The 20477-nt window shown below is 31.9% G+C and carries 23 protein-coding genes; 16 read left to right on the forward strand and 7 right to left on the reverse strand.

The window, feature by feature from the left end:
* Window positions 1–114: 114 nt before the first annotated feature.
* Window positions 115–1476 carry an FAD-dependent oxidoreductase gene (locus tag HMPREF2597_RS01095; RefSeq protein ID WP_002477958.1) on the reverse strand — a complete coding sequence of 454 codons (1362 nt, stop codon included), beginning with the start codon at window positions 1474–1476 and terminating at the stop codon, window positions 115–117.
* 133 nt (window positions 1477–1609) lie between these two features.
* A complete protein-coding gene (locus tag HMPREF2597_RS01100; protein ID WP_002477959.1) occupies window positions 1610–2590 on the reverse strand; it encodes an FUSC family protein in 981 nt (326 codons plus the stop codon).
* 244 nt (window positions 2591–2834) lie between these two features.
* Here HMPREF2597_RS01100 and map point away from each other — a divergent pair, with 244 nt between their 5' ends.
* The 5 genes from map to vraR all read left to right on the forward strand — a co-directional run bounded on the left by map (window position 2835) and on the right by vraR (window position 6487).
* Complete coding sequence (gene map, locus HMPREF2597_RS01105; protein WP_002461338.1) at window positions 2835–3590, forward strand: type I methionyl aminopeptidase; 756 nt, start codon at window positions 2835–2837, stop codon at window positions 3588–3590.
* A 125-nt stretch (window positions 3591–3715) separates the two neighbouring features.
* Window positions 3716–4102 (forward strand): hypothetical protein, encoded by a 387-nt coding sequence (locus HMPREF2597_RS01110; RefSeq protein ID WP_002477960.1) that lies wholly within the window; start codon window positions 3716–3718, stop codon window positions 4100–4102.
* A 24-nt stretch (window positions 4103–4126) separates the two neighbouring features.
* On the forward strand, window positions 4127–4828 hold the full coding sequence (gene liaF / locus HMPREF2597_RS01115; RefSeq protein WP_002461335.1) for a cell wall-active antibiotics response protein VraT: 702 nt from the start codon (window positions 4127–4129) through the stop codon (window positions 4826–4828).
* Complete coding sequence (locus tag HMPREF2597_RS01120) at window positions 4825–5868, forward strand: sensor histidine kinase VraS (RefSeq protein WP_002461334.1); 1044 nt, start codon at window positions 4825–4827, stop codon at window positions 5866–5868. Before liaF ends, HMPREF2597_RS01120 begins: the two co-directional genes overlap by 4 nt.
* Window positions 5858–6487 carry a response regulator transcription factor VraR gene (gene vraR, locus HMPREF2597_RS01125; protein WP_002461333.1) on the forward strand — a complete coding sequence of 210 codons (630 nt, stop codon included), beginning with the start codon at window positions 5858–5860 and terminating at the stop codon, window positions 6485–6487. Before HMPREF2597_RS01120 ends, vraR begins: the two co-directional genes overlap by 11 nt.
* A 172-nt stretch (window positions 6488–6659) precedes the next feature.
* On the opposite strand, the gene HMPREF2597_RS01130 is transcribed toward vraR, so the two are convergent.
* From HMPREF2597_RS01130 to HMPREF2597_RS01140, 3 genes are all read right to left on the reverse strand, one after another.
* Window positions 6660–7889, reverse strand: coding sequence for a YihY/virulence factor BrkB family protein (locus HMPREF2597_RS01130; RefSeq protein WP_002461332.1), 1230 nt, complete (start codon window positions 7887–7889; stop codon window positions 6660–6662).
* A gap of 202 nt (window positions 7890–8091) precedes the next feature.
* The gene (locus HMPREF2597_RS01135) at window positions 8092–8376 is read right to left on the reverse strand and encodes a YtxH domain-containing protein (RefSeq protein WP_002461330.1); all 285 of its coding nucleotides are present in this window, start codon (window positions 8374–8376) and stop codon (window positions 8092–8094) included.
* A 6-nt stretch (window positions 8377–8382) separates the two neighbouring features.
* Window positions 8383–8847: a low molecular weight protein-tyrosine-phosphatase gene (locus tag HMPREF2597_RS01140; protein WP_002477961.1), complete on the reverse strand. Its 465-nt coding sequence runs from the start codon at window positions 8845–8847 to the stop codon at window positions 8383–8385.
* 163 nt (window positions 8848–9010) lie between these two features.
* On the opposite strand from HMPREF2597_RS01140, the gene HMPREF2597_RS01145 reads away from it, so the two are divergent.
* The 3 genes from HMPREF2597_RS01145 to HMPREF2597_RS01155 are packed head-to-tail and all read left to right on the forward strand — an operon-like array spanning window position 9011 to window position 11008.
* Window positions 9011–9196, forward strand: coding sequence for a DUF1128 domain-containing protein (locus HMPREF2597_RS01145; protein WP_002492715.1), 186 nt, complete (start codon window positions 9011–9013; stop codon window positions 9194–9196).
* Between the two features lie 12 nt (window positions 9197–9208).
* Window positions 9209–10447, forward strand: a complete 1239-nt coding sequence (locus tag HMPREF2597_RS01150) for an aminopeptidase (RefSeq protein ID WP_002477963.1) — start codon at window positions 9209–9211, stop codon at window positions 10445–10447.
* 33 nt (window positions 10448–10480) lie between these two features.
* Complete coding sequence (locus HMPREF2597_RS01155) at window positions 10481–11008, forward strand: acyl-CoA thioesterase (RefSeq protein WP_002461325.1); 528 nt, start codon at window positions 10481–10483, stop codon at window positions 11006–11008.
* Window positions 11009–11328: 320 nt separating this feature from the next.
* On the opposite strand, the gene yfkAB is transcribed toward HMPREF2597_RS01155, so the two are convergent.
* Entirely contained in the window at window positions 11329–12471 is a 1143-nt protein-coding gene (yfkAB, locus tag HMPREF2597_RS01160) for a radical SAM/CxCxxxxC motif protein YfkAB (RefSeq protein WP_002477964.1), read from the reverse strand.
* A gap of 139 nt (window positions 12472–12610) precedes the next feature.
* On the opposite strand from yfkAB, the gene HMPREF2597_RS12520 reads away from it, so the two are divergent.
* From HMPREF2597_RS12520 to HMPREF2597_RS01190, 7 genes are all read left to right on the forward strand, one after another.
* Window positions 12611–12772 carry an SE1561 family protein gene (locus tag HMPREF2597_RS12520; RefSeq protein WP_002461323.1) on the forward strand — a complete coding sequence of 54 codons (162 nt, stop codon included), beginning with the start codon at window positions 12611–12613 and terminating at the stop codon, window positions 12770–12772.
* A gap of 159 nt (window positions 12773–12931) precedes the next feature.
* Window positions 12932–13450, forward strand: coding sequence for a type 1 glutamine amidotransferase domain-containing protein (locus HMPREF2597_RS01165; protein ID WP_002477965.1), 519 nt, complete (start codon window positions 12932–12934; stop codon window positions 13448–13450).
* 239 nt (window positions 13451–13689) lie between these two features.
* Window positions 13690–14502 (forward strand): monofunctional peptidoglycan glycosyltransferase SgtB, encoded by an 813-nt coding sequence (sgtB, locus tag HMPREF2597_RS01170; RefSeq protein WP_002461321.1) that lies wholly within the window; start codon window positions 13690–13692, stop codon window positions 14500–14502.
* A gap of 263 nt (window positions 14503–14765) precedes the next feature.
* Window positions 14766–15569, forward strand: a complete 804-nt coding sequence (gene recX, locus HMPREF2597_RS01175) for a recombination regulator RecX (protein WP_002477966.1) — start codon at window positions 14766–14768, stop codon at window positions 15567–15569.
* Window positions 15562–15873, forward strand: coding sequence for a YfhH family protein (locus tag HMPREF2597_RS01180; protein WP_002461319.1), 312 nt, complete (start codon window positions 15562–15564; stop codon window positions 15871–15873). Before recX ends, HMPREF2597_RS01180 begins: the two co-directional genes overlap by 8 nt.
* A 13-nt stretch (window positions 15874–15886) precedes the next feature.
* Window positions 15887–17404 carry an ATP-binding cassette domain-containing protein gene (locus HMPREF2597_RS01185; RefSeq protein WP_002477967.1) on the forward strand — a complete coding sequence of 506 codons (1518 nt, stop codon included), beginning with the start codon at window positions 15887–15889 and terminating at the stop codon, window positions 17402–17404.
* An 8-nt stretch (window positions 17405–17412) separates the two neighbouring features.
* Window positions 17413–18216 (forward strand): hypothetical protein, encoded by an 804-nt coding sequence (locus tag HMPREF2597_RS01190; protein ID WP_002461316.1) that lies wholly within the window; start codon window positions 17413–17415, stop codon window positions 18214–18216.
* A 94-nt stretch (window positions 18217–18310) separates the two neighbouring features.
* Here HMPREF2597_RS01190 and HMPREF2597_RS01195 read toward each other — a convergent pair whose 3' ends face one another.
* Window positions 18311–19285 carry a metal-dependent hydrolase gene (locus HMPREF2597_RS01195; RefSeq protein ID WP_012990800.1) on the reverse strand — a complete coding sequence of 325 codons (975 nt, stop codon included), beginning with the start codon at window positions 19283–19285 and terminating at the stop codon, window positions 18311–18313.
* A 123-nt stretch (window positions 19286–19408) separates the two neighbouring features.
* Between HMPREF2597_RS01195 and mutY the strand changes: the two genes are divergently transcribed.
* On the forward strand, window positions 19409–20464 hold the full coding sequence (gene mutY / locus HMPREF2597_RS01200; protein WP_002477969.1) for an A/G-specific adenine glycosylase: 1056 nt from the start codon (window positions 19409–19411) through the stop codon (window positions 20462–20464).
* Window positions 20465–20477: the final 13 nt, after the last annotated feature.

Here is a 20477-nt window from a genome sequence, read left to right on the forward strand (position 1 = left end):
CAACTACTGCCAATATTTAGTTCATAGCCTGAAACATAATGATGTCCCAAAACTGATTATTTTAATCTTTTATATATTTATTGGAAAATATATAAATATAACTACATAGTATCATCAGAATAGCATTTTATCGCTACCATATGTTTCACCTAAAGCTTGTTGAGCTAAAACGTTAAGGTAGTTCCATGGTCTATCATAGTCCGGTTGGAAGAAAAAGTCTTGTACGGCCAAATCTTCTAAAGTATAGTTAGCAGAAATAGCCACAGAAATTGTATTGATAGATTCGATTACATTTTCTTTTGACATGATTTGACCACCTAAAATTTTATGACTGTCTTTATCATAAATCATTTTCATGTGTACTTTTGTTTGGTCTTGCATAAATTTAGGTCTTATTAGTTCTTCAATATAAGTTTGACCTAAATTACCATCATATTGATCACTTTCTGAACCGTGAACACCAGTTTGTCCGAAGTGATAATCAAACAGTGCTAATCCTGAAGTTCCTGATACTCTTGGCATAGTTGCATCTTTACCCGCCATATTTTTAGCTGCAGTAATACCTTGACGACGTGAATTAGTTGCAAGAGCTAAATAGCGATCTTCTTTAATTGGAGCAAAAGGTATCAAAGTAGCGTCTCCTCCTGCATATACATCTTGGGCAGACGTTTCTTGCTTATGGTTTATGTTAATAATACCTTTTTTACCTAAATCAATTTTACCTTTCAACCAATCTGTGGCAGGTTCAACACCTACAGCAAATAGCACAGTATCAGCCTCGAATTCATCTTTATCAGTAACAACTTTTGTTACATCACCTTGATCATTACCTTCAAGAGATTTAACTGTTTGACCCCCATAAAATGTAAGATGGTGGTCTTTAGCATGTGTTTCTAATATATCAGTGAACTCTTTATCTAAATAGGTAGATAAGAGGCGATCAGTAATATCAATCATTTTTGTCTCAATGCCTGCTTTAGCAAACGCTTCGGCAGCTTCAATTCCAATATAGCCTCCACCTACAACAATGGCTTTTTTCGCTTTTGGCATGCGTGCTTTAATTGCATCTGCCCATTCACGTCCTCGCATAAAGTATACGTGATTATACTTATCTATACCATCAACTGGAGGCGTTACAGGTTGACCACCTGGACTTAAGAATAATTTATCATAACTAACCGTTGATGATTGGCCATCGTGTTCAACTGTTATTGTTTTTTTATTCGTATCTAAATCAGTGACAGTATGTTTCGTGTGAATTTTGACACCTTGAGCTTTATAAGATTCTACAGATGCGTAATGTAATGAATCTAATGATGGAGAAATATCTTCTAAATAACTTTGAATACCACATGATAAGAAGGATGGTTTATCGGCACTTTCATATACTTCAATATCAGCATTTTCATCTTCTTTTAATAGTGTCTCAATTACTTCATAACCTGCATGTGAAGTTCCAACTATAATGTATTTCATTTTAAATGCCTCCTAAAAAATGACTTAAAAACAGTACAGTTGTTATGTACCACTTTTAAGTCATTTTATTCAATAATGAAACTAAAATTTAAATTGTAATAAAACTGTCACTTAAGCATTCGATTGTAAAGTGCTATGAATAAAGGTTATCTACCGTTTTATAAATCATTAAGATTTCATAGATGACATGACTCTTTATCTGATTTACATCAAATTCTTCAAGAAGCTTAACTGACGATTTTAATGTTGAAGCCGCCTTAGGTTCTTTGTTGAAACAACCATTACATTGAATATTTTTAATACTATTGCTGATTTTAATAATCGCAAGTTTTTCTTCATTTGAAAATACAATACGTGTATGTTTAGGTAAATATATAATATTTGATAAATGTGTAATTAATAATCGGTTAATATGTGCACGATTCGTTAAGTCTTTTAAATGCAAGCATTCTTCATTTTTATGATGATAGCGTAATTCATCTCTTTGATAGCCTATTAAAGTCTCAATCTTAGAATATAAACCTATTAAATTTGAAAGCTTATCGTTACTAGTGTTAGATTGATATTTAGCTAATAAAAGTTCATGTATACGACTTGAAAATAATTCAAACGTTTTAGTTTCAGAAATAGCGATATTATCTTCTATTTGTTGGAAATATTTAGGCGGCAAAATAATAAAATTGACGAAACCAGCTGTCAAAAGGCCTATAACCGCTGTCAATAATCTAGAGAAGAAGTTGAATATGTATGCTTCATGTATACCAGGAATCATTGCTACAGAGGTTAATACTGCAACGGTTGTTCCCACTTGTAAATTTAATTTAGTACATAATAAAATCGTAAATGTTGCACTTAGTGCGTAAGAAAATGGAGATTGATCACCGAATATAAATGTAAAAACTACGGCTAAAAGTGCACCTATGACTGTAGCAGGCAGGCGTCGATACCCTTTTTTTAATGAGGCTTTCGCAGTAGGTTCGATTGTAACGATTGCTGTTAATATTGCAAAAATAGGTGTCAAATTTAATAACATACAAAAAACTGTAGTAAAAAATGTCGCAACACCTGTTTTGATAGTACGTGCTCCAATTATATTTTTATACCATTTATTCATTTGAAACTCTGACCTTTCGAAAGACTTTAAGATAATTAAGGTCTAGGCTCAGTGGGAACTTAAATTAAGTTAAAAAATCCCACTCGCAATTTCTTTAAATTGACTAAATTCTAAGCGCTAGTCTCAATTTCTATCAGTGTGATACTTAAACTTCTATTATGTAGAAATTAATGTTCTCAATTAGTATATCAAAAAATTTTTGGTATAATAAGATATAATATCATTAAAAAAGGAACGGGATAATATGATTGTTAAAACAGAAGAAGAATTACAAGCCTTAAAAGAGATAGGATATATCTGCGCTAAAGTAAGAGATACTATGCAAGAGGCTACTAAACCTGGAATTACAACAAAAGAATTAGATAATATTGCTAAAGAATTATTTGAAGAGTACGGTGCTATTTCTGCACCCATACACGATGAAAATTTTCCTGGACAAACATGTATTAGTGTAAATGAAGAAGTTGCCCATGGTATTCCAGGTAAGCGTATTATCCGCGAAGGTGATTTAGTAAATATTGATGTATCTGCATTGAAAAATGGTTACTACGCAGATACAGGTATATCATTTGTAGTGGGAGAAGCGGACAATCCTATGAAACAAAAGGTATGTGATGTTGCTATTATGGCGTTTGAAAATGCGATGAAAAAGGTTAAGCCAGGCACTAAATTAAGCAATATTGGTAAAGCTGTACATGCTACTGCCCGTAAAAATGATTTAACAGTAATTAAGAATTTAACTGGGCATGGAGTAGGTCTATCATTGCATGAAGCGCCAAATCATGTTATGAATTACTATGATCCAAAAGATAAAACACTTCTTAAAGAAGGTGTCGTTATTGCAGTGGAACCATTTATTTCTTCAAATGCTACATTTGTCACAGAAGGAAAAAATGAATGGGCATTTGAAACAAGCGATAAAAGTTTTGTAGCTCAAATTGAACATACTGTCATAGTGACAAAAGATGGGCCATTGTTAACGACTAAAATTGATAAGTAAGATGTAAAGTATTACATAAAATTAATCTTATACGGCTAAAGTATGATATTAAAATGGTTCCGAAGCCTATTATTTGGGCTTCGGATTTATTTTACAATAGAACTAATCGATAACGAGGTGGTTCTATGACATATATGGATATATACTTACAAAAATTTTTAAAAGATATTGTTAAAGAAAGTATCGACGAATATAAACTTATTTTAGATACAAAATTAAAAAATATAGAAGACTATATTGCATACTTAAATGAAAAAAGAGCACATTTATTAAAGTTAATTGACAGCTTGACATCAACGTTAGAAAATAAATATATTGATATATTGCATGTTTGTAATATTCGGTGTGCAGAAGAAATTAATGATGGTGAAATTCAAGCGATTAAAGCACGATTGGATCAATTTGAAGCTTATTGTGCTAAAATTGAGGCCGATTTAACACAACAATCTAAAGAACGCATTATTACTGAAAAAGAATGTCATCTCGTGCAACAAATTTGTCATGTTGCTTAAATTGAGTTGTTCAGGAGGCGAACCATGACACGTAAATATATATCAACCGAGTTATTAATTATTTTTACAGCTTTAATGATTATAGCCAATTTTTATTATATATTTTTCGAAAAAATTGGCTTTCTTTTCGTTTTACTTTTAGGCTGTATTTTAGTGTATGTAGGCTACCTTTATTTTCACAAAGTAAGAGGGCTATTAGCATTTTGGATTGGAGCATTATTAATAGCGTTTACTTTATTATCTAATAAATATACAATAATTATATTGTTTATTTTCTTAGTGATATTGATTATTCGGTATTTAGTTTTTAAATTTAAACCATTATCAATTGTTGCTTCAGAGCAAGAAGTGACTTCACCACAGTTTATTAAACAAAAATGGTTTGGTGAACAACGTACACCTGTTTATGTTTATAAATGGGAAGATGTACAAATTCAACATGGAGTTGGCGACGTTCATATTGATTTGACAAAAGCAGCCAATATTAAAGAAAATAATACGATTGTCGTGCGTCATTTATTAGGAAAAGTACAACTGATTGTTCCACTGAACTATAATGTCAATTTACACATGACAGCGTTTTACGGTAATGCCTATATGAATCAACAATCTTATAAAGTAGAAAATAATCACGTCCAAATTGAAGAAAAACTAAAAGAAGAGAACTATAATGTAAATATATATGTTTCAACTTTTATTGGTGACGTTGAGGTGATTTATCGATGAACCACTATATTCGAGCAATCGGCTCAATGTTGATACTAGTGTATAGCTTAATGATTGCTTTTCTGTTTATTGATAAAGTATTCGTTAATATCATTTACTTTCAAGGCATGTTTTATACACAAATATTTGGAATACCAGTATTCCTTTTCTTAAATTTGGTTATTATTTTATTATGTATTATTGTGGGCTCTATATTAGCTTTTAAAATCAATCAACAAAATGATTGGATCAAAACACAAGTAGAGCATGCAATAGAAGGGGAAACAGTTGGTATAAATGATCAAAATATAGAATTGTATAATGAAACAATTGATTTATATCATACATTAGTTCCCTTAAATCAAGAGTTACACCGATTAAGAATGAAAACACAAAACTTAACAAATGAAAATTATAATTTAAATGATGTAAAAGTGAAAAAAATAATTGAAGACGAACGTCAACGTCTAGCTCGAGAATTACATGATTCAGTGAGCCAGCAATTATTTGCAGCCAGTATGATGTTATCTGCAATTAAAGAAACAGAGCTAGAACCACCTTTAGATCAACAAATTCCAGTTTTAGAAAAAATGGTGCAAGATTCACAACTTGAAATGAGAGCGCTCTTATTACATCTAAGACCAATTGGTTTAAAGGACAAGTCGTTGGGTGAAGGTATTAAAGATTTAGTCATCGATTTACAGAAAAAAGTACCGATGAAAGTGGTTCACGATATTGAAGAATTTAAAGTGCCTAAAGGTTTAGAAGATCATTTGTTTAGAATTACTCAAGAAGCCATCTCTAATACTTTAAGACATTCAAAAGGAACTAAAGTTACTGTAGAATTATTTAATAAAGCAGATTATTTATTATTAAGAATACAAGATAATGGCATTGGATTTAATGTTGATGATAAAGTCGAACAAAGTTATGGCTTGAAAAATATGCGCGAACGTGCGTTAGAAATAGGTGCAACATTTCATATTGTATCATTGCCTGATTCTGGAACAAGAATAGAGGTTAAAGCACCGTTAAACAAGGAGGATTCACATGACAATTAAAGTACTATTTGTAGATGACCATGAAATGGTAAGAATAGGAATTTCTAGTTATTTATCTACTCAGCCAGACCTTGAAGTTGTAGGTGAAGGTGCTTCTGGTAAAGAGGCAATAGCTAAAGCACAAGAATTAAAGCCAGATTTAATCTTGATGGATTTATTAATGGAAGACATGGATGGCGTCGAAGCGACAACGCAAATCAAGAAAGAGATGCCTCATATTAAAGTTGTAATGCTGACTAGCTTTATTGAGGATAAAGAAGTATATAGAGCGTTAGACGCTGGTGTTGACAGCTATATTTTAAAAACAACAAGCGCTAAAGATATCGCTGAAGCAGTGCGCAAAACATATCATGGAGAATCTGTATTTGAACCGGAAGTTCTGGTAAAAATGCGAAATAGAATGAAAAAACGTGCAGAGCTATATGAAATGTTAACAGAACGAGAAATGGAAATTTTACTGTTAATTGCTAAAGGATATTCTAATCAAGAAATCGCAAGCGCATCACACATTACTATTAAAACAGTTAAAACACATGTGAGTAATATTTTAAGCAAATTAGAAGTACAAGACCGTACACAAGCAGTAATCTATGCATTTCAGCACAATCTTATTCAATAAGCAGTGAAAACGATAGGCAAAGTTAGATGATATATTCGATATTTCTAAATATTGATAAACATAGAGATATAGAATTACAATAGCGTCAATTAAAGAAGCCGAATTATGCTTTTAACAACATAATTCGGCTTCTTTAGATTACTAGCTAAATAGCTTACGTTAAATGAAATAATTAATTTTTTGAATTTTTATCATTAGAAGTAAATTTATCGATAATAACATCTTTAATCGATTCCTTATCTTCATCTTCTAACGCTTCAGCATTTTTATCTACTTCATAATTTGTTTCTTTGGCTGTTGAAGTCTCGTCATTGTATTCGTAAGTCGTATTTTCATTATAATGATTCTGATTGTTATCGTCATGTTCCAATGCAGCTTCTTCAGGTGTTTTACCTTTAATTACATGACGCTGATGAATAATAGCATTGATTTCTGCGCCAATGATGATGATAAAGCATGTGATGTATAACCAAAGAAGCAAAATGATAATACCTGCTAAGCTGCCGTATGTTTTTGAATAATTGCCAAAGTTAGATAAATACCAACCGAAACCAAATGAACCTAATAACCAAATAATTGAAGTGAATAGTGCCCCTGGGAAAACAGATTTTATTTTTGTTTTAACATTTGGCGCTACTGAATATAATGTTATAAACAGCAATAATATGATAATAAAAGGTAAAATTACGCGAATTAAATCAAAAATCCATGCTACTTGCTTATCTAAGCCAATAGCTCCAAATAAATGGTCTTTAATAAATGTACCAAAAGTAGGTAATGTCAGTGCTACAGCTAATACAAGACCCATAACAACTGTAAAGACAACACTTAATAATTTAAGAACAATTGGATTACGTCCATCTTCAACATCATAAGCCACATTAAATGAATTCATAATGGCGGTCATTCCGTTAGATGCTGACCAAATTGTCAATATTAAACCTACTGATAAAATACTACCACTGGCATTTTTTGTAATATCATTGAAAATTTTTGATACGACACTTGCAGTTTCTGCAGGTGCATTTTGACTAACCATATCTTTAACCTGTTGAGGGTCAATTTGAAATAATGGTAGTAAAGTTAATAAAAAGATAAGCATTGGGAATAGTGCCAATACAAAATGATATGTCATCTGTGCTGCTAAGCCAGAAGCATCATCTTTACCTATACGATAGATAAGATAAGAAATAAAATTTGGTTTTTTAGTATATTTTGCAGGTTTATTAAGTCTTGAAACAAATAATACTTGATTGCTTTTTTTAGGGTCTTTCGATTGGAATTCTTGTGGTTCTACGTATGTACGATCAACATTAATTTTATCGCTTTTATGTTCATGCTTATCTTGCATCTCTTTAATCGAATTAAGATAGTTTGAACTCGATTTCTCTTTTTTTGCCATGACAAACTCCTTTTTGTAAAGACGTTAATTATAATTATAAATAAGAGAGCGGGACAAAAGTCATCTCGACTTTGATTTCCCGCCCCTTTAAGTCTTCAATTAGTGTAAGATATATGGCACAAATTTCATTGTAGTTGTCTAATGTGACCATGCAAATTCTATCATCAAGTTAAAACACATCAGTCACATAGAAAGCCAATTATTACTTACCAAGACGTTTATTTTTGCGATCTACAAGGGTATCTTTAGCATCCATAATTGATTTTTCTAATTCAGGATTATTACGACGAATCTCATCAATTGTGTCTTTCCAATATAATATTTCATCTTTAATAGTATTAAACTTAGAAGGTTTGCGTGAACGATTACCTTCTTTTAAATCTTTGATTGATTGAGCTAATGATTGACGTGTTGATTTGTCAGCTAGTGTTGCAGCACCACCAACGATAGCGCCAATTAAAATACCAGGAATAAATTTGTTTTCCATTAGGAATTACCTCTCTTTCAAGTTTGCATCTTTAATGATGTAGTTAATTAAATTATCACAAGATGATTGTACCATGTCATACACGCCTTCGAAATTATTTGTATAATATGGATCAGGTACATCTGTCTCTTTCATGTTACTAAAATCTAATAGTTTGAACAATTGTCCTTTGATATTTGGGTTGATTTGTTTAATATTATCAACATTACTCTGATCCATCGCAATAATATAATCAAAGTCATCATGAGGTTCAAATAATTCACTAATCATACCATCAAATGGAATATGATGTTGTGTCAAAATCTTTTGTGTCCCTTCATGTGGGGGCTCACCAAGATTCCATTTTCCAGTACCTCTAGAATGAACTGTGATACCAGATATGTCTCTATCTTTTAACCGTTGTCTCATGATTGCTTCAGCCATAGGTGACCGACAAATATTTCCGAGACATACAAATGCTACCTCTATCATTTGAATTCCTCCAAGCATATTCTCTATATGCCCATTTTATCGGTAATTGAAACAATAAAAAAGTATAAATTGGCTAATTCCTATAAAAGTTTTTGAAAATGTGATATTTTAAAAGAATATTAATCATAAAGAGGTGAATGAAGTGTCGAAGCCAAATGAGGTTATGATTGAAGAAATAAGAAATAAACTCAATATAGTGAACCCTGCATTAATTAATCCTGAAAAATTTAAAAATGCAAATCAAGATGATATAGCAGATATGCATCGCTTTGTAATGTCGAAAGACACATTTTCACCGAGCGAAGTTACAGCTATTGCAGACGAATTAGGTAATTTACGTCATAACTAGGAGGAATACAACGTGAGTAATTATCAACAAAAATTACGACAATATGCCCAATTAATAGTAAAAGTTGGTATGAATATTCAACCACAACAACCCGTTTTTATTCGCTCATCAGTTGAAGCGTTAGAGTTAACACATTTGATAGTTGAAGAAGCATATTTATTAGGTGCATCAGATGTGCGAGTTGTATACACAGATCCAACATTAACCAGACTTAAATTTGAGCATGAGTCTGTAGATTATTTTAAAAATACAGAATTAAAAGCTTATGATGTGGACGAAAGAATGGATTATGTACAACGCGGAGCAGCAAATCTAGCCTTACTTTCGGGAGACCCAGATTTGTTAAATGGGATTGACTCTGACAAATTAAAAGCAAATCAAATAGAATATAGTAAAGCGTTTAAAGGTTACATGGAAGCAAGTCAAAAAAATCAATTTCCATGGGTGGTAGCAGCATTTCCTTCTAAAGCATGGGCGCATCGCGTATATCCAGATTTAAGCATAGAAGAGGCCTACAATAAATTTATTGATGAAGTCTTTGATATTGTTCGCATAGACGGCAATGATCCTATTAAAAATTGGCAGGAACATGTGAAAAATTTAAGTGTCCATGCAGATAAATTACAGCGTAAACAATACAAAGCGTTACACTATATTTCTAAAGGTACAGACCTAGAAGTCGGGCTTCCAAATGGACATATTTGGGAAGATGCTACCAGCTATGTCAATGGTAATGGACAAGCTTTTATAGCCAATATACCTACAGAAGAGGTGTTTACGGCACCTGATCGTAATAGAGTGAATGGCTATGTTACTAATAAATTACCGTTGAGCTATAATGGTACGATTATTGATAACTTTACTTTAACATTTAAAGAAGGCGTCATTGTTGATATAAAAGCTGAACAAGGTGAGGACGTACTCCGCGACTTAATAAATACCGATGAAGGATCAAAACGACTAGGGGAAGTAGCATTAGTTCCAGATGATTCTCCAATTTCTAATCGCAATACGATTTTCTATAATACATTATTTGACGAGAATGCTTCTTGTCATTTAGCGATTGGTTCGGCGTATGCATTTAATCTTAAGGGTGGTACGGAAATGTCTACAGATGAACAAATAGCGCATGGCTTAAACGATTCTAACGTCCATGTTGATTTTATGATCGGAAGTTCTGACTTAACCATTTATGGTATTTTAGAAGACGGTAGTAAAGAGCTGGTCTTTAAAAATGGTAATTGGGCATAGTCTACTTATTAAATACAAAAGGGGATTGTTAGCATGAGTGAACAACCAGAAAGAAAATCAATGTCTGAATCAAAAAGCGTTAACTCAAAACAAGTCTTTCCGCAAGACACAAATCATTTACATACGCTTTTTGGTGGATCATTGATGGCAAATATTGATGAAATAGCAGCTATAACGGCAATGAAACACAGTCATGCACAAGTAGTCACTGCTTCGACAGATTCTGTCGACTTTTTACGCCCAATTAAAACGGGTGATATTACTTCATACGAAGCAATGGTAACCTATGCTGGGCACAGTTCTATGGAGGTTTGTGTGCAAATTATTATTGATGATGTATTGCATAATGAACGGCATTTAGCAGCGTTAAGTTTTCTTACGTTTGTTGCCTTAGATGACAATGGGAAGCCGATTAAAGTGCCGCAAGTCTATCCTGAAACACGTGTTGAAAAATGGTTTCATGAAACAGCACCACAACGCGTAAAACGTCGCAAAGATCGACGAGAGGAAAGTAAAAGAACGATTAACTTTTTATCTGACGTACAAAATATTGAAGAGTAAATAACAGTTTGGGTCATCAATATATCAAATTAAAATTGAAACACCAAAGGAATTCAAAGCAAGTTGGGATGGCTAAAGTTGTTTCCTAAGTAGGCGAGTCAATCGTAGAAAGTATTGCATACAGAGAAGAGTTTGGGACATAAGTATGTTTTGGTCTATGAACTATATGTATTGGCAGTAGCAGACTGGATTGAAAATACGCTTATACCAATCTTTATTCAATCCTAGTCAACCTTGCCGGGGCGGGACTACGAATTCATCATGAATTCTGACCCGCCCCCTAATTTTTCCACAAAAGTTATTCCAGGCTTTTGTATATTTTAGCTATAAATATTTTGACTGTGCATAGCAATTTCATTTTTTCTAAAATCAGTATTTGGATAATACATATTTTTCACTAAAACATTAGGCCCTAAACAGTTAAAAGCTTCACAATGACAATTTAAAGATTTTGCTAATTCACTGTCTAACCATTTATCAAAGACATCTACTAACTTATCATTTTTAATATTAGATATTGTACCATTTTCATCACCAAAGTCTGTCACGATGACATTGCCAGTAAAAACATTGACATTTAAACGACTTCGACCATCAGGATCATTTCGCATAGTTACGTTTTTAGCATTTCGTAATCGGTCGAGAAGTAGTTGATCATCTTCGTCATTGATACAAGGATAAATTGGCAAAGTACCAAATAACATCCATACATCATCATGACGGATATCTAATAAATAATTGATAGCTTGTTTCATTTCTGCTAAAGATAACACATTTAGTTGACTAGCAAAGTCGGAAGGATACATTGGATGAACTTCATGACGTTGACATTTCATTTCCGTCACGATTTCATTATGTATTTTATTTAAATACGGCAATGTACTTTGATTTAACATTGTCTCTGCCGAAACAAACATACCTTGTTCAGACAGTGTACGAGCATTGTCAAGCATCTGCTCATAAAGTTTTAACTTTGCTTTTAAAGGTGGTTGTTTTACCATTGCACCAAAGCCGACATCTGTAAATTCCTGAATTGTTCCCCAATTGTGAGAAATGTGCATGACATCAATGTATTCGGCAACTTCTAAGTAACGGTCTTGTGGCAAAGTTAAATTTGAATTCATTTGAGTATAGATGCCACGATCATATGCATATTTGAGTAATGGCTTTACTACATTTTTAATTGATTTTTTAGAAAACATAGGTTCGCCGCCTGTGATGGACATAGTGCGAAGATGAGGGATTTCATCTAAACGGCGATAAATCAAATCCATCGGCAATGATTCGGAATCTTTCGTTTGTAATGTATAACCTACAGCGCAATGGCTACATCGCATATTGCATAGATTTGTTGTTGTAAATTCAATATTACTAAGCGCTAAGTGGCCATATGATTCAATATCGTTATAAGTTTCCCAGGGATCATTTTGGATTGAAATAGGTTGTTTATTTGTTGTTATCATGACTATTACTCCTAAAGTGAATTCTTTACTATGTGCTTGAAAGTACAGTAAACATTATTAAGATTATATCGCTTTTTGTCAAATTCTGTTAGGATAATAATATCATTATTAAAACAATTTAAAGGAGATTTCATGACAAATGAATGAACAAAAAACCATTGACCAAATTAAAAAACGTTTGTCTAAATTCATTGATGATATTGATCACGTAGATCCAAACGACGTAAGTATAAGAGATATCGATGAATGGATTGGGCTCTTAGATCAATTAGAAGAAAAGGTTAAACAAGTCGGGCATTAAAAGTTAGATGTGTAGATTTAAGTTTATACCGCAAGTGCATCACAAAGGTGAATGATTTGAATTATCAAGTTCTTTTAAATCAAAATGACGATGTTTAATTATGAATCAACTTGTCTATATACTAAATATAATAATTTAGATAGAAAGGTGATTTATTTTATGACTAAGAAAGTAGCAATTATAGTTACCAATGAATTTGAGGATATAGAGCTTACAAGTCCTAAAGAAGCTATTGAAAATGCAGGATTTAAAACTGTTATTATTAGCGATACAGCGAATAGTGAAGTTGTAGGTAAACATGGGGAAAAAATCGCAGTGGATGTGAGCATTGCAGATGCCAATCCAGAAGATTATGATGCGTTATTAATTCCTGGAGGATTCTCACCAGATTATTTACGTGGTGACACAGAAGGCCGTTATGGTACATTCGCAAAATACTTTACTAAAAATGATGTTCCAGCATTCGCAATTTGTCATGGACCACAGATTTTAATTGATACTGACGATTTAAAAGGTCGAACTGTAACAGCTGTTTTAAATGTGCGTAAAGATTTGTCAAATGCAGGCGCAAATGTTGTTGATGAATCTGTAGTCGTTGACAAAAATATTGTTACAAGTCGTACACCAGATGACTTAGACGATTTTAATAGAGAAATTGTTAAACTATTAGAAGATTAAGCTTGTAAGTTGAAGATAATCAGCATTTTAAATATAAGTATAAGTCTTCAGAACATTTGACTGTTCATTTGCATTTAAATTTAGAAGTCATTCACTTGGCTTTTAATTTAAATGCTTTTTTTGTTTTTAATGATAAGAACGCTCCACCTTGGGACTGATTTTTCACTAATAGTATAGCTTATATTGCCAACTACTGGTAAACTCACAGTAACAAGTGAGTTTAGAAAGGGAGCTAGTGCATGAAAAGAAGTGAAAAATATGCCAATGCCCCCAGGGATTATAATCAACGTCAAAATGAACCACATTTTAATACGTATTATCAACCTGTGGGCAAACCACCTAAAAAGAAAAAAAGTAAACGACTTTTTTTACGATTGTTTATCTTCTTAATCATCATCATTATTTTATTTTTAGGACTAATGTTTTTCTTATCCTCTAGAGCAAACGTAGATGATTTACAGTCGATAGAAAAGAAAAGTAATTTTGTCTCTGCGCAACATATGCCAGAATATGTTCGAGGTGCATTTATTTCTATGGAAGATGAGCGTTTCTATAAACATCATGGTTTTGATATTAAAGGTACAGTAAGAGCTTTATTCTCGACGATTGGAGAACGGGATGTGCAAGGTGGAAGCACAATTACGCAGCAAACAGTCAAAAACTATTATTACGATAATGAACGCTCGTTTACACGTAAAATTAAAGAATTGTTTGTTGCGCATAAAGTTGAAAAACAATATAGTAAGAATCAAATACTAAGTTTTTATTTGAATAATATTTATTTTGGTAGCGACCAATATACAATAGAAGGCGCAGCTAATCATTACTTTGGAGTAACTACAAACGTAAACAATAACAATTTGCCACATATAACAGTATTACAAAGTGCTATTTTAGCAAGTAAAGTCAATGCACCAAGTGTATATGATATTAATGATATGTCTACGAATTTTAAAAACAGAGTTAAAATAAACCTTGAAAAAATGAAACAACAGGATTTTATTTCTAACAATCAATATCAAGAAGCATTAACACAGCTAAATCAGTATTAAGTTACAAGCCAGATTCGGACAAAATGTAACAGGTTAAAATTGAAGTGCCCATATAGCATTAATTATAAAAGAAGCACAAAGACGATCTGAAATTAAAAATCGTCTTTGTGCTTTTGTTTTATGGATGATGTCCAGCCTGGCTTTGCATTGATGATGATTAGGCAAAGATTTTAAGAGATTATAGTTACATAAACTTGTTCTGTGTAATAAAATATAGATGTTAGAATATGCGAATAGTTAAATTAGTCATTTGGAGGGATACAATGCCAAAAGTTACTAAAATTGAAGTGCAGAGGAAGAATAAAGAGCGGTTCAATTTATATTTAGATGGTGTATTTGAAATGGGCATTGATATGGATACACTTGTTAAATTTAATCTTAAAAAAAATCAAATGATTGATGCTAAACAAATGGAAGAAATACAAAAATACGATCATTATCGCTTTGGAATTCATATTGCACTGCACTATTTATCATTTAAAAAACGTACTGAAAAGGAAGTGAGACAGCAGCTAGTTAAAAGTGATATCAATGAAACGGCTATAGATCAAATCATTGATTATTGCTACAAAGAAAAGTTTATTAATCATGAAGATTATGCGGAAAGTTTAAAAAATACGATGATTCGGACAACTGATAAGGGGCCAGAAGTATTTAAACAAAAGCTATATCAAGTTGGAATTGAAGAGGAGATTATAGAACGTTTTACGCAGCGCTATGAGGTAGAACAACCCTTTGAAGATATTTTAAAAGTAGGACACAAATTGATGAAAAGTAAAAAAGGTCCTATAGCAAAAGTTAAACAGAAAGTGTCTCAAGCACTAATACAAAAAGGTTATACAATTGAAACGATTAAGCAAGTATTGCAAGAATTAGATTTTCAACAAGATGAAAGTGTGGAAGCTGCATTATTGCAACGAGATTTAGAAAAAGTTTATAATAAAAAACAAAAAAATTACAACGGACAACAGCTTGTCATGAAAACCATAGAAGCCCTTATGAGAAAAGGTTATAATTATGATAAAATCAAAGTAACTTTAGAAGAAAGCGGTATTTCTGATGAATAAACAAATGAGTGAAATGTCAGAACAAGAATTAAGACATGAAATACAACTATATAAAGAAAAAATGCGAAAAGCTGAAATGAACGGCATCATGAATGAATACGATGTGTATCAAACAAAAGTGATTATCGCAGAGAGTTATCTTATTGATTCCACTAAAATAGAAATTGGTAAAATTTACCCATTAAATGATGGTAGTGGTATGTTTTTTAAAGTTGAACGGCTAAAAGGTGTATTTGCATGGGGATTTCGAATCAATAGTGCTGAATCGGAAGAAGGTTTGCCGTTAGCCTTATTAAAATTATAGAAGGATGAATTAAATGAGTAGTTCAATTGTATTGAAGATGCTTAATATTACACATTATTTTAGAAATAAAAAAGCAAAGCGTTGGTTTAACCCATATCAATATGAAGCCAATGATATTAATTTAAATAAAATTTCGTTGCATTTATATCAAGGCGAATCACTAGCAATTATAGGTGAGCCAGGATCTTCTAAATCGCTTATAGGAAGAATATTAGCTGGAGATGTTAAACCAGACAAAGGAAAAGTAATATGTTCAGGTACGCTTTATTTTGGAGATATCAAAGATAAGCATTTAATACAAGCAACAGTTTTTAATTATGTTAATACAATTGTAAAACTTTTCCCCTATGAGGTAAGCGACCATAAAGTATCACAAATTATAAAGTATGCGCACCTTGATACAAAGCAGCAGCAACCTGTATTTACATTAACCCATGCTGAATATGCACAACTTATCGTTAGTATTGCTAGAGCTTCAGCAGCAGAAATCATTATTCTAAATCATATTATTGAGAATATACCGGAAACATATTTAGCAAAAGCTATAGAATTATCAAATGATTATGTTGATAATAACTTAACAATGATTATTATTGATGATGACATCGATAAAGTGATTCAGGTTAGTAATTATGTTGCATGGATATCACATGGACAACTGCGAATGGAAGGCTCAATTAATCAAGTTATTCCTAAATTTCGGGAACATGAACGTGATCGACTATCATTAGAGGATGAAGTAGCTATAGAAAACTTTGATATCGATTGGAAAAAAAGTCGAGCACAAATTCCAGAAATGACCTACAATTTTAAACGTGTTGAACGTTATAAACATGCACAAGCACCAGTATACATAGTGAAGTTTTGGACAATACTTATAAGCTTAGTATTGGGAATGGTAGTTATGTTTGCATTAATATTTACTAATACTGGCAATATTCAACTATCAAATAATCTTAGTCAGTCAAAAATTCAAAACCAAAATGTGGATCCATATGAAGAAAAGCTGGCATATGGATTAGCACTGAATGGGAAAATTCATTTGCATGGTAATAATGAATTAACAGCACCTAAATATAGCTTATTAACAATTATTGGAGAAAATTCGAAAAATTATCGGGTAAAAGTTGATAACAAGAATTATTATGTTGCTAAAAATAAATTAGAATATTTTAATCCTGCTGCATTATATGAGGAACATAAATTTACAACCATGTCAAAATACATGAAATCAAATTATGGCAATTTTGTTGATTATTTCAATAGCCATTTAAACAAATCACATAAAACAGTGAAGAAAACTTTGGTTCCTGACAAAGAAAATCGATTTGTAGTAGATATAACTGAACAACCCATTGAAATGCTATTTAATGATACCGATAAACTTAAAGGATTTGTCTTCCCAATAGTTAAAAAAGATGAGTTAAAGAAAGAATTTAATATTTCAAAAGACATTTGGATAACAAAGACGTATGGTGGCTATTTAATTGCAGATATGAAAGAAAATAAATGGATATTTATTGAATTGTAGGTGAAAAAATGATAGATAATTGGATAATTTATATTAAAAATATTCCTCGACTTTGCCAATATTCAATAAAACGTTTATTGGAAAGTTGGAAAGGATTTGCGCTCTTGCTACTTACAGGTATTATAATGATACTAGCAAGTGCAGGTTGGATGAAAATGATGGCAATTGAAGAACTTGTTCGAATACGATGGTATTATAGATTAGCATCAGCCTTATATTTTATAGTATTTACTTATACTACATATAAAGCATTCAAGGATTATAAAAATGATTATTGGGTTACTAAATCATTTAGTTTATCACCTATTGTGACAACAATATTGAATGGATTAGCGGGAACTTTAGTCGGATTTTTACTGTTCTTAATTTTAATCATTTTTTTACCTTTGAACATTGAATTATCAGTTTGGGCACTAATATTTTATTTGTTAATAGGGTGTCTAAATATCATATTAATCGCTGAATTATTAGGTTTATTAAGTATTATGTATCAAAAGTTGGTAATGAAGATCTACTGGATAGGTGTACTGTTAAGTTGTTTTATGGTTCCTATTTTATACATACCTAAAACGACTTTATCGATATTTGGTCATATTCTAATGCTCAACCCACTATATTATTTAGTTGATGGAGTAAGTACATCCGTTATTTTTGGAATTACCAGTTTAAGTAATTTACCATATCATATCTATTTTATATTATTTTTGGTATTAATATTTACTTTAAGTTATTGGTATCACCGTCACATGGCACAAACAAAATATCAACATTATCCCATGACGAAGATTAATAATGAAAATAATAAAGACTAACCATTTGCTAGCAACGCATAAATAATAAAAAAGTCAATTTGATGTGTCGTCTATAGTGACAAAGTTAACACTTCAATTGGCTTTCATTTTTAAATTATGAATATAGTTTTTTCTGTAATTTTTCTTCAGAAAACACCCAACCGATATAAGAATAATCAATTTTCTGTTGATTATTGACATGCGCTATAGCAGCAAATGAGTAGTGGTCATTATTTAAATATCTTAAATCAATGAGTCGTATCTCAGTCGTGTCATCATCCAAGCGACGTATCTGCCAACGATAAATCGAAGAAAAATTTAAAAATGTACGTATTTCAGGATTGCCTTTTATTTGCCATAATAAAGTTCCAGGTTTGAATTGTTGGCGCTCTACTTTATCGCTAAATACGACATTTCTGCCATAAGCTCTCCCAACATAATCATGTGTTTCTGTTTGAATAGCTACTCGCCATTCAAAAAACTTTAAAGTAGGAATAACAAATATTTTTACTGGGTGCTGTTTAGATCTAATTTGATTAAGAGCCTGTTCAGTGATGATTGACTGCATTTTAAAACGAATCATATAATAGCCAATTAACAAGAACAATATTGGAATAAAAATAGCATAAGGATGTATTCCAATAATCCATAATATAATGCCTATAACTAAAATGATGAAAATAATCGGGTCGAATGTGTTAATAACACCTAATTGTATCCATTTGTTGGTAATAGGGCGTAACGCTTGTGTACCGTAAGAGTTAAATATATCTACAAAGACATGTAAAAAGACAGCTAATTGTGCCCACATCCATACATGCAGTGGATTTGTTTGTTTGAAGATAACAAATATGATAAATGTTATAAGGATTGGCCATAAAATTGTAAAAGGGATAGAATGTGTGATGCCTCTATGATGTGTTATGTAGGCGGAATTACTTTTAAGCTTTAACACCGTGTCACTATCTGGTATTAAAGATCCGGCTATAATCGTAGTGGCAGTAGCGGCAAACGTGTCTGCCATTGCTGGATCTTGTGTAGCTAATGCAGTCAAACCAACACCGATAGCTATATGTGTGGCAGTATCCATATCATTCACTCTTTTCTTTGGTATTTATATTTTATTATAATCTAAAAATTGGAATAACGAAATGAAGTTACATTATAGTTAATTTAAATGAGTAGAGCAATAAAAAATATGCAAGAGGAGTATATGTCATTGTATAGAGAAAGAACATTTAAGCGTCATTTAGAGGATTGGTTTAATAAAAATCAACGCGAACTGCCTTGGAGAGAAACTGCAGATCCATATTATATTTGGTTGAGCGAAGTTATGTTACAGCAAACACAAGTGAAAACGGTAATAGATTATTATCATCGCTTTATACAACGCTTTCCAACAATTAAAGAATTAAGTGATGCGCATGAAGATGAGGTTTTAAAATATTGGGAGGGGCTAGGTTATTATAGTCGAGCACGAAATTTCCATTCTGCAATTAAAGAAGTCCATCAAGTGTATCGAGGGATTGTGCCATCACAACCTGAACATTTTGAAAAGTTGAAGGGTGTAGGTCCTTATACTAAAGCTGCAGTGATGAGTATCGCTTTTAATCATCCATTGCCTACGGTTGATGGTAATGTTTTTAGAGTGTGGTCAAGAATTAATAATGATTATAGTGATATTAAACTACAATCTACTAGAAAAGCATATGAAAACCAATTAGAACCATATGTACAAGAGCATGCTGGTACATTTAATCAGGCAATGATGGAACTGGGTGCACTTATTTGTACGCCTAAAAATCCATTATGCTTATTTTGTCCTATACAATCACATTGTGAAGCTTTTGAGCAAGGTACGATTCAAGATCTACCAGTAAAAAGCAAAAATAAAAAAAAGAAAATAATAAATCTAAAAGTATTTTTAATTCGTAATCAGCATGGAGACTATCTTATAGAAAAACGTCAAGAGAAGCTACTTAACGGTATGTGGCAATTTCCAATGGTTGACGCTGATAACGCGGAACAAGAACTAACAAATCGTCTTGGTATGTCTATCACCGCTACAGGTGAGCCTATTTATCAACTAAAACATCAGTTTACACATTTAACATGGAATATACAGGTTTATAGTGTAGTTCATGATGTTAATTTAACGGCGGTTCAGCTTCCAAAATATATGACGTGGTTAGATTTATCTAACCGTGATGATTATACATTTCCAGTATCAATGTCAAAGATTTATGACTTTATAATTGGAGAAACTTAATAGTACGAATAGC

This window comes from Staphylococcus sp. HMSC063A07, from assembly GCF_001836955.1.
GTDB lineage: Bacteria > Bacillota > Bacilli > Staphylococcales > Staphylococcaceae > Staphylococcus > Staphylococcus lugdunensis.

Coding starts and splice junctions, on each gene's coding strand:
- HMPREF2597_RS01095 (WP_002477958.1), bottom strand. CDS start 1,476: ATGAAATACATTATAGTTGGAACTTCACATGCAGGTTATGAAGTAATT.
- HMPREF2597_RS01100 (WP_002477959.1), bottom strand. CDS start 2,590: ATGAATAAATGGTATAAAAATATAATTGGAGCACGTACTATCAAAACA.
- map (WP_002461338.1), top strand. CDS start 2,835: ATGATTGTTAAAACAGAAGAAGAATTACAAGCCTTAAAAGAGATAGGA.
- HMPREF2597_RS01110 (WP_002477960.1), top strand. CDS start 3,716: ATGACATATATGGATATATACTTACAAAAATTTTTAAAAGATATTGTT.
- liaF (WP_002461335.1), top strand. CDS start 4,127: ATGACACGTAAATATATATCAACCGAGTTATTAATTATTTTTACAGCT.
- HMPREF2597_RS01120 (WP_002461334.1), top strand. CDS start 4,825: ATGAACCACTATATTCGAGCAATCGGCTCAATGTTGATACTAGTGTAT.
- vraR (WP_002461333.1), top strand. CDS start 5,858: ATGACAATTAAAGTACTATTTGTAGATGACCATGAAATGGTAAGAATA.
- HMPREF2597_RS01130 (WP_002461332.1), bottom strand. CDS start 7,889: ATGGCAAAAAAAGAGAAATCGAGTTCAAACTATCTTAATTCGATTAAA.
- HMPREF2597_RS01135 (WP_002461330.1), bottom strand. CDS start 8,376: ATGGAAAACAAATTTATTCCTGGTATTTTAATTGGCGCTATCGTTGGT.
- HMPREF2597_RS01140 (WP_002477961.1), bottom strand. CDS start 8,847: ATGATAGAGGTAGCATTTGTATGTCTCGGAAATATTTGTCGGTCACCT.
- HMPREF2597_RS01145 (WP_002492715.1), top strand. CDS start 9,011: ATGATTGAAGAAATAAGAAATAAACTCAATATAGTGAACCCTGCATTA.
- HMPREF2597_RS01155 (WP_002461325.1), top strand. CDS start 10,481: ATGAGTGAACAACCAGAAAGAAAATCAATGTCTGAATCAAAAAGCGTT.
- yfkAB (WP_002477964.1), bottom strand. CDS start 12,471: ATGATAACAACAAATAAACAACCTATTTCAATCCAAAATGATCCCTGG.
- HMPREF2597_RS12520 (WP_002461323.1), top strand. CDS start 12,611: ATGAATGAACAAAAAACCATTGACCAAATTAAAAAACGTTTGTCTAAA.
- HMPREF2597_RS01165 (WP_002477965.1), top strand. CDS start 12,932: ATGACTAAGAAAGTAGCAATTATAGTTACCAATGAATTTGAGGATATA.
- sgtB (WP_002461321.1), top strand. CDS start 13,690: ATGAAAAGAAGTGAAAAATATGCCAATGCCCCCAGGGATTATAATCAA.
- recX (WP_002477966.1), top strand. CDS start 14,766: ATGCCAAAAGTTACTAAAATTGAAGTGCAGAGGAAGAATAAAGAGCGG.
- HMPREF2597_RS01180 (WP_002461319.1), top strand. CDS start 15,562: ATGAATAAACAAATGAGTGAAATGTCAGAACAAGAATTAAGACATGAA.
- HMPREF2597_RS01185 (WP_002477967.1), top strand. CDS start 15,887: ATGAGTAGTTCAATTGTATTGAAGATGCTTAATATTACACATTATTTT.
- HMPREF2597_RS01190 (WP_002461316.1), top strand. CDS start 17,413: ATGATAGATAATTGGATAATTTATATTAAAAATATTCCTCGACTTTGC.
- HMPREF2597_RS01195 (WP_012990800.1), bottom strand. CDS start 19,285: ATGGATACTGCCACACATATAGCTATCGGTGTTGGTTTGACTGCATTA.
- mutY (WP_002477969.1), top strand. CDS start 19,409: ATGTCATTGTATAGAGAAAGAACATTTAAGCGTCATTTAGAGGATTGG.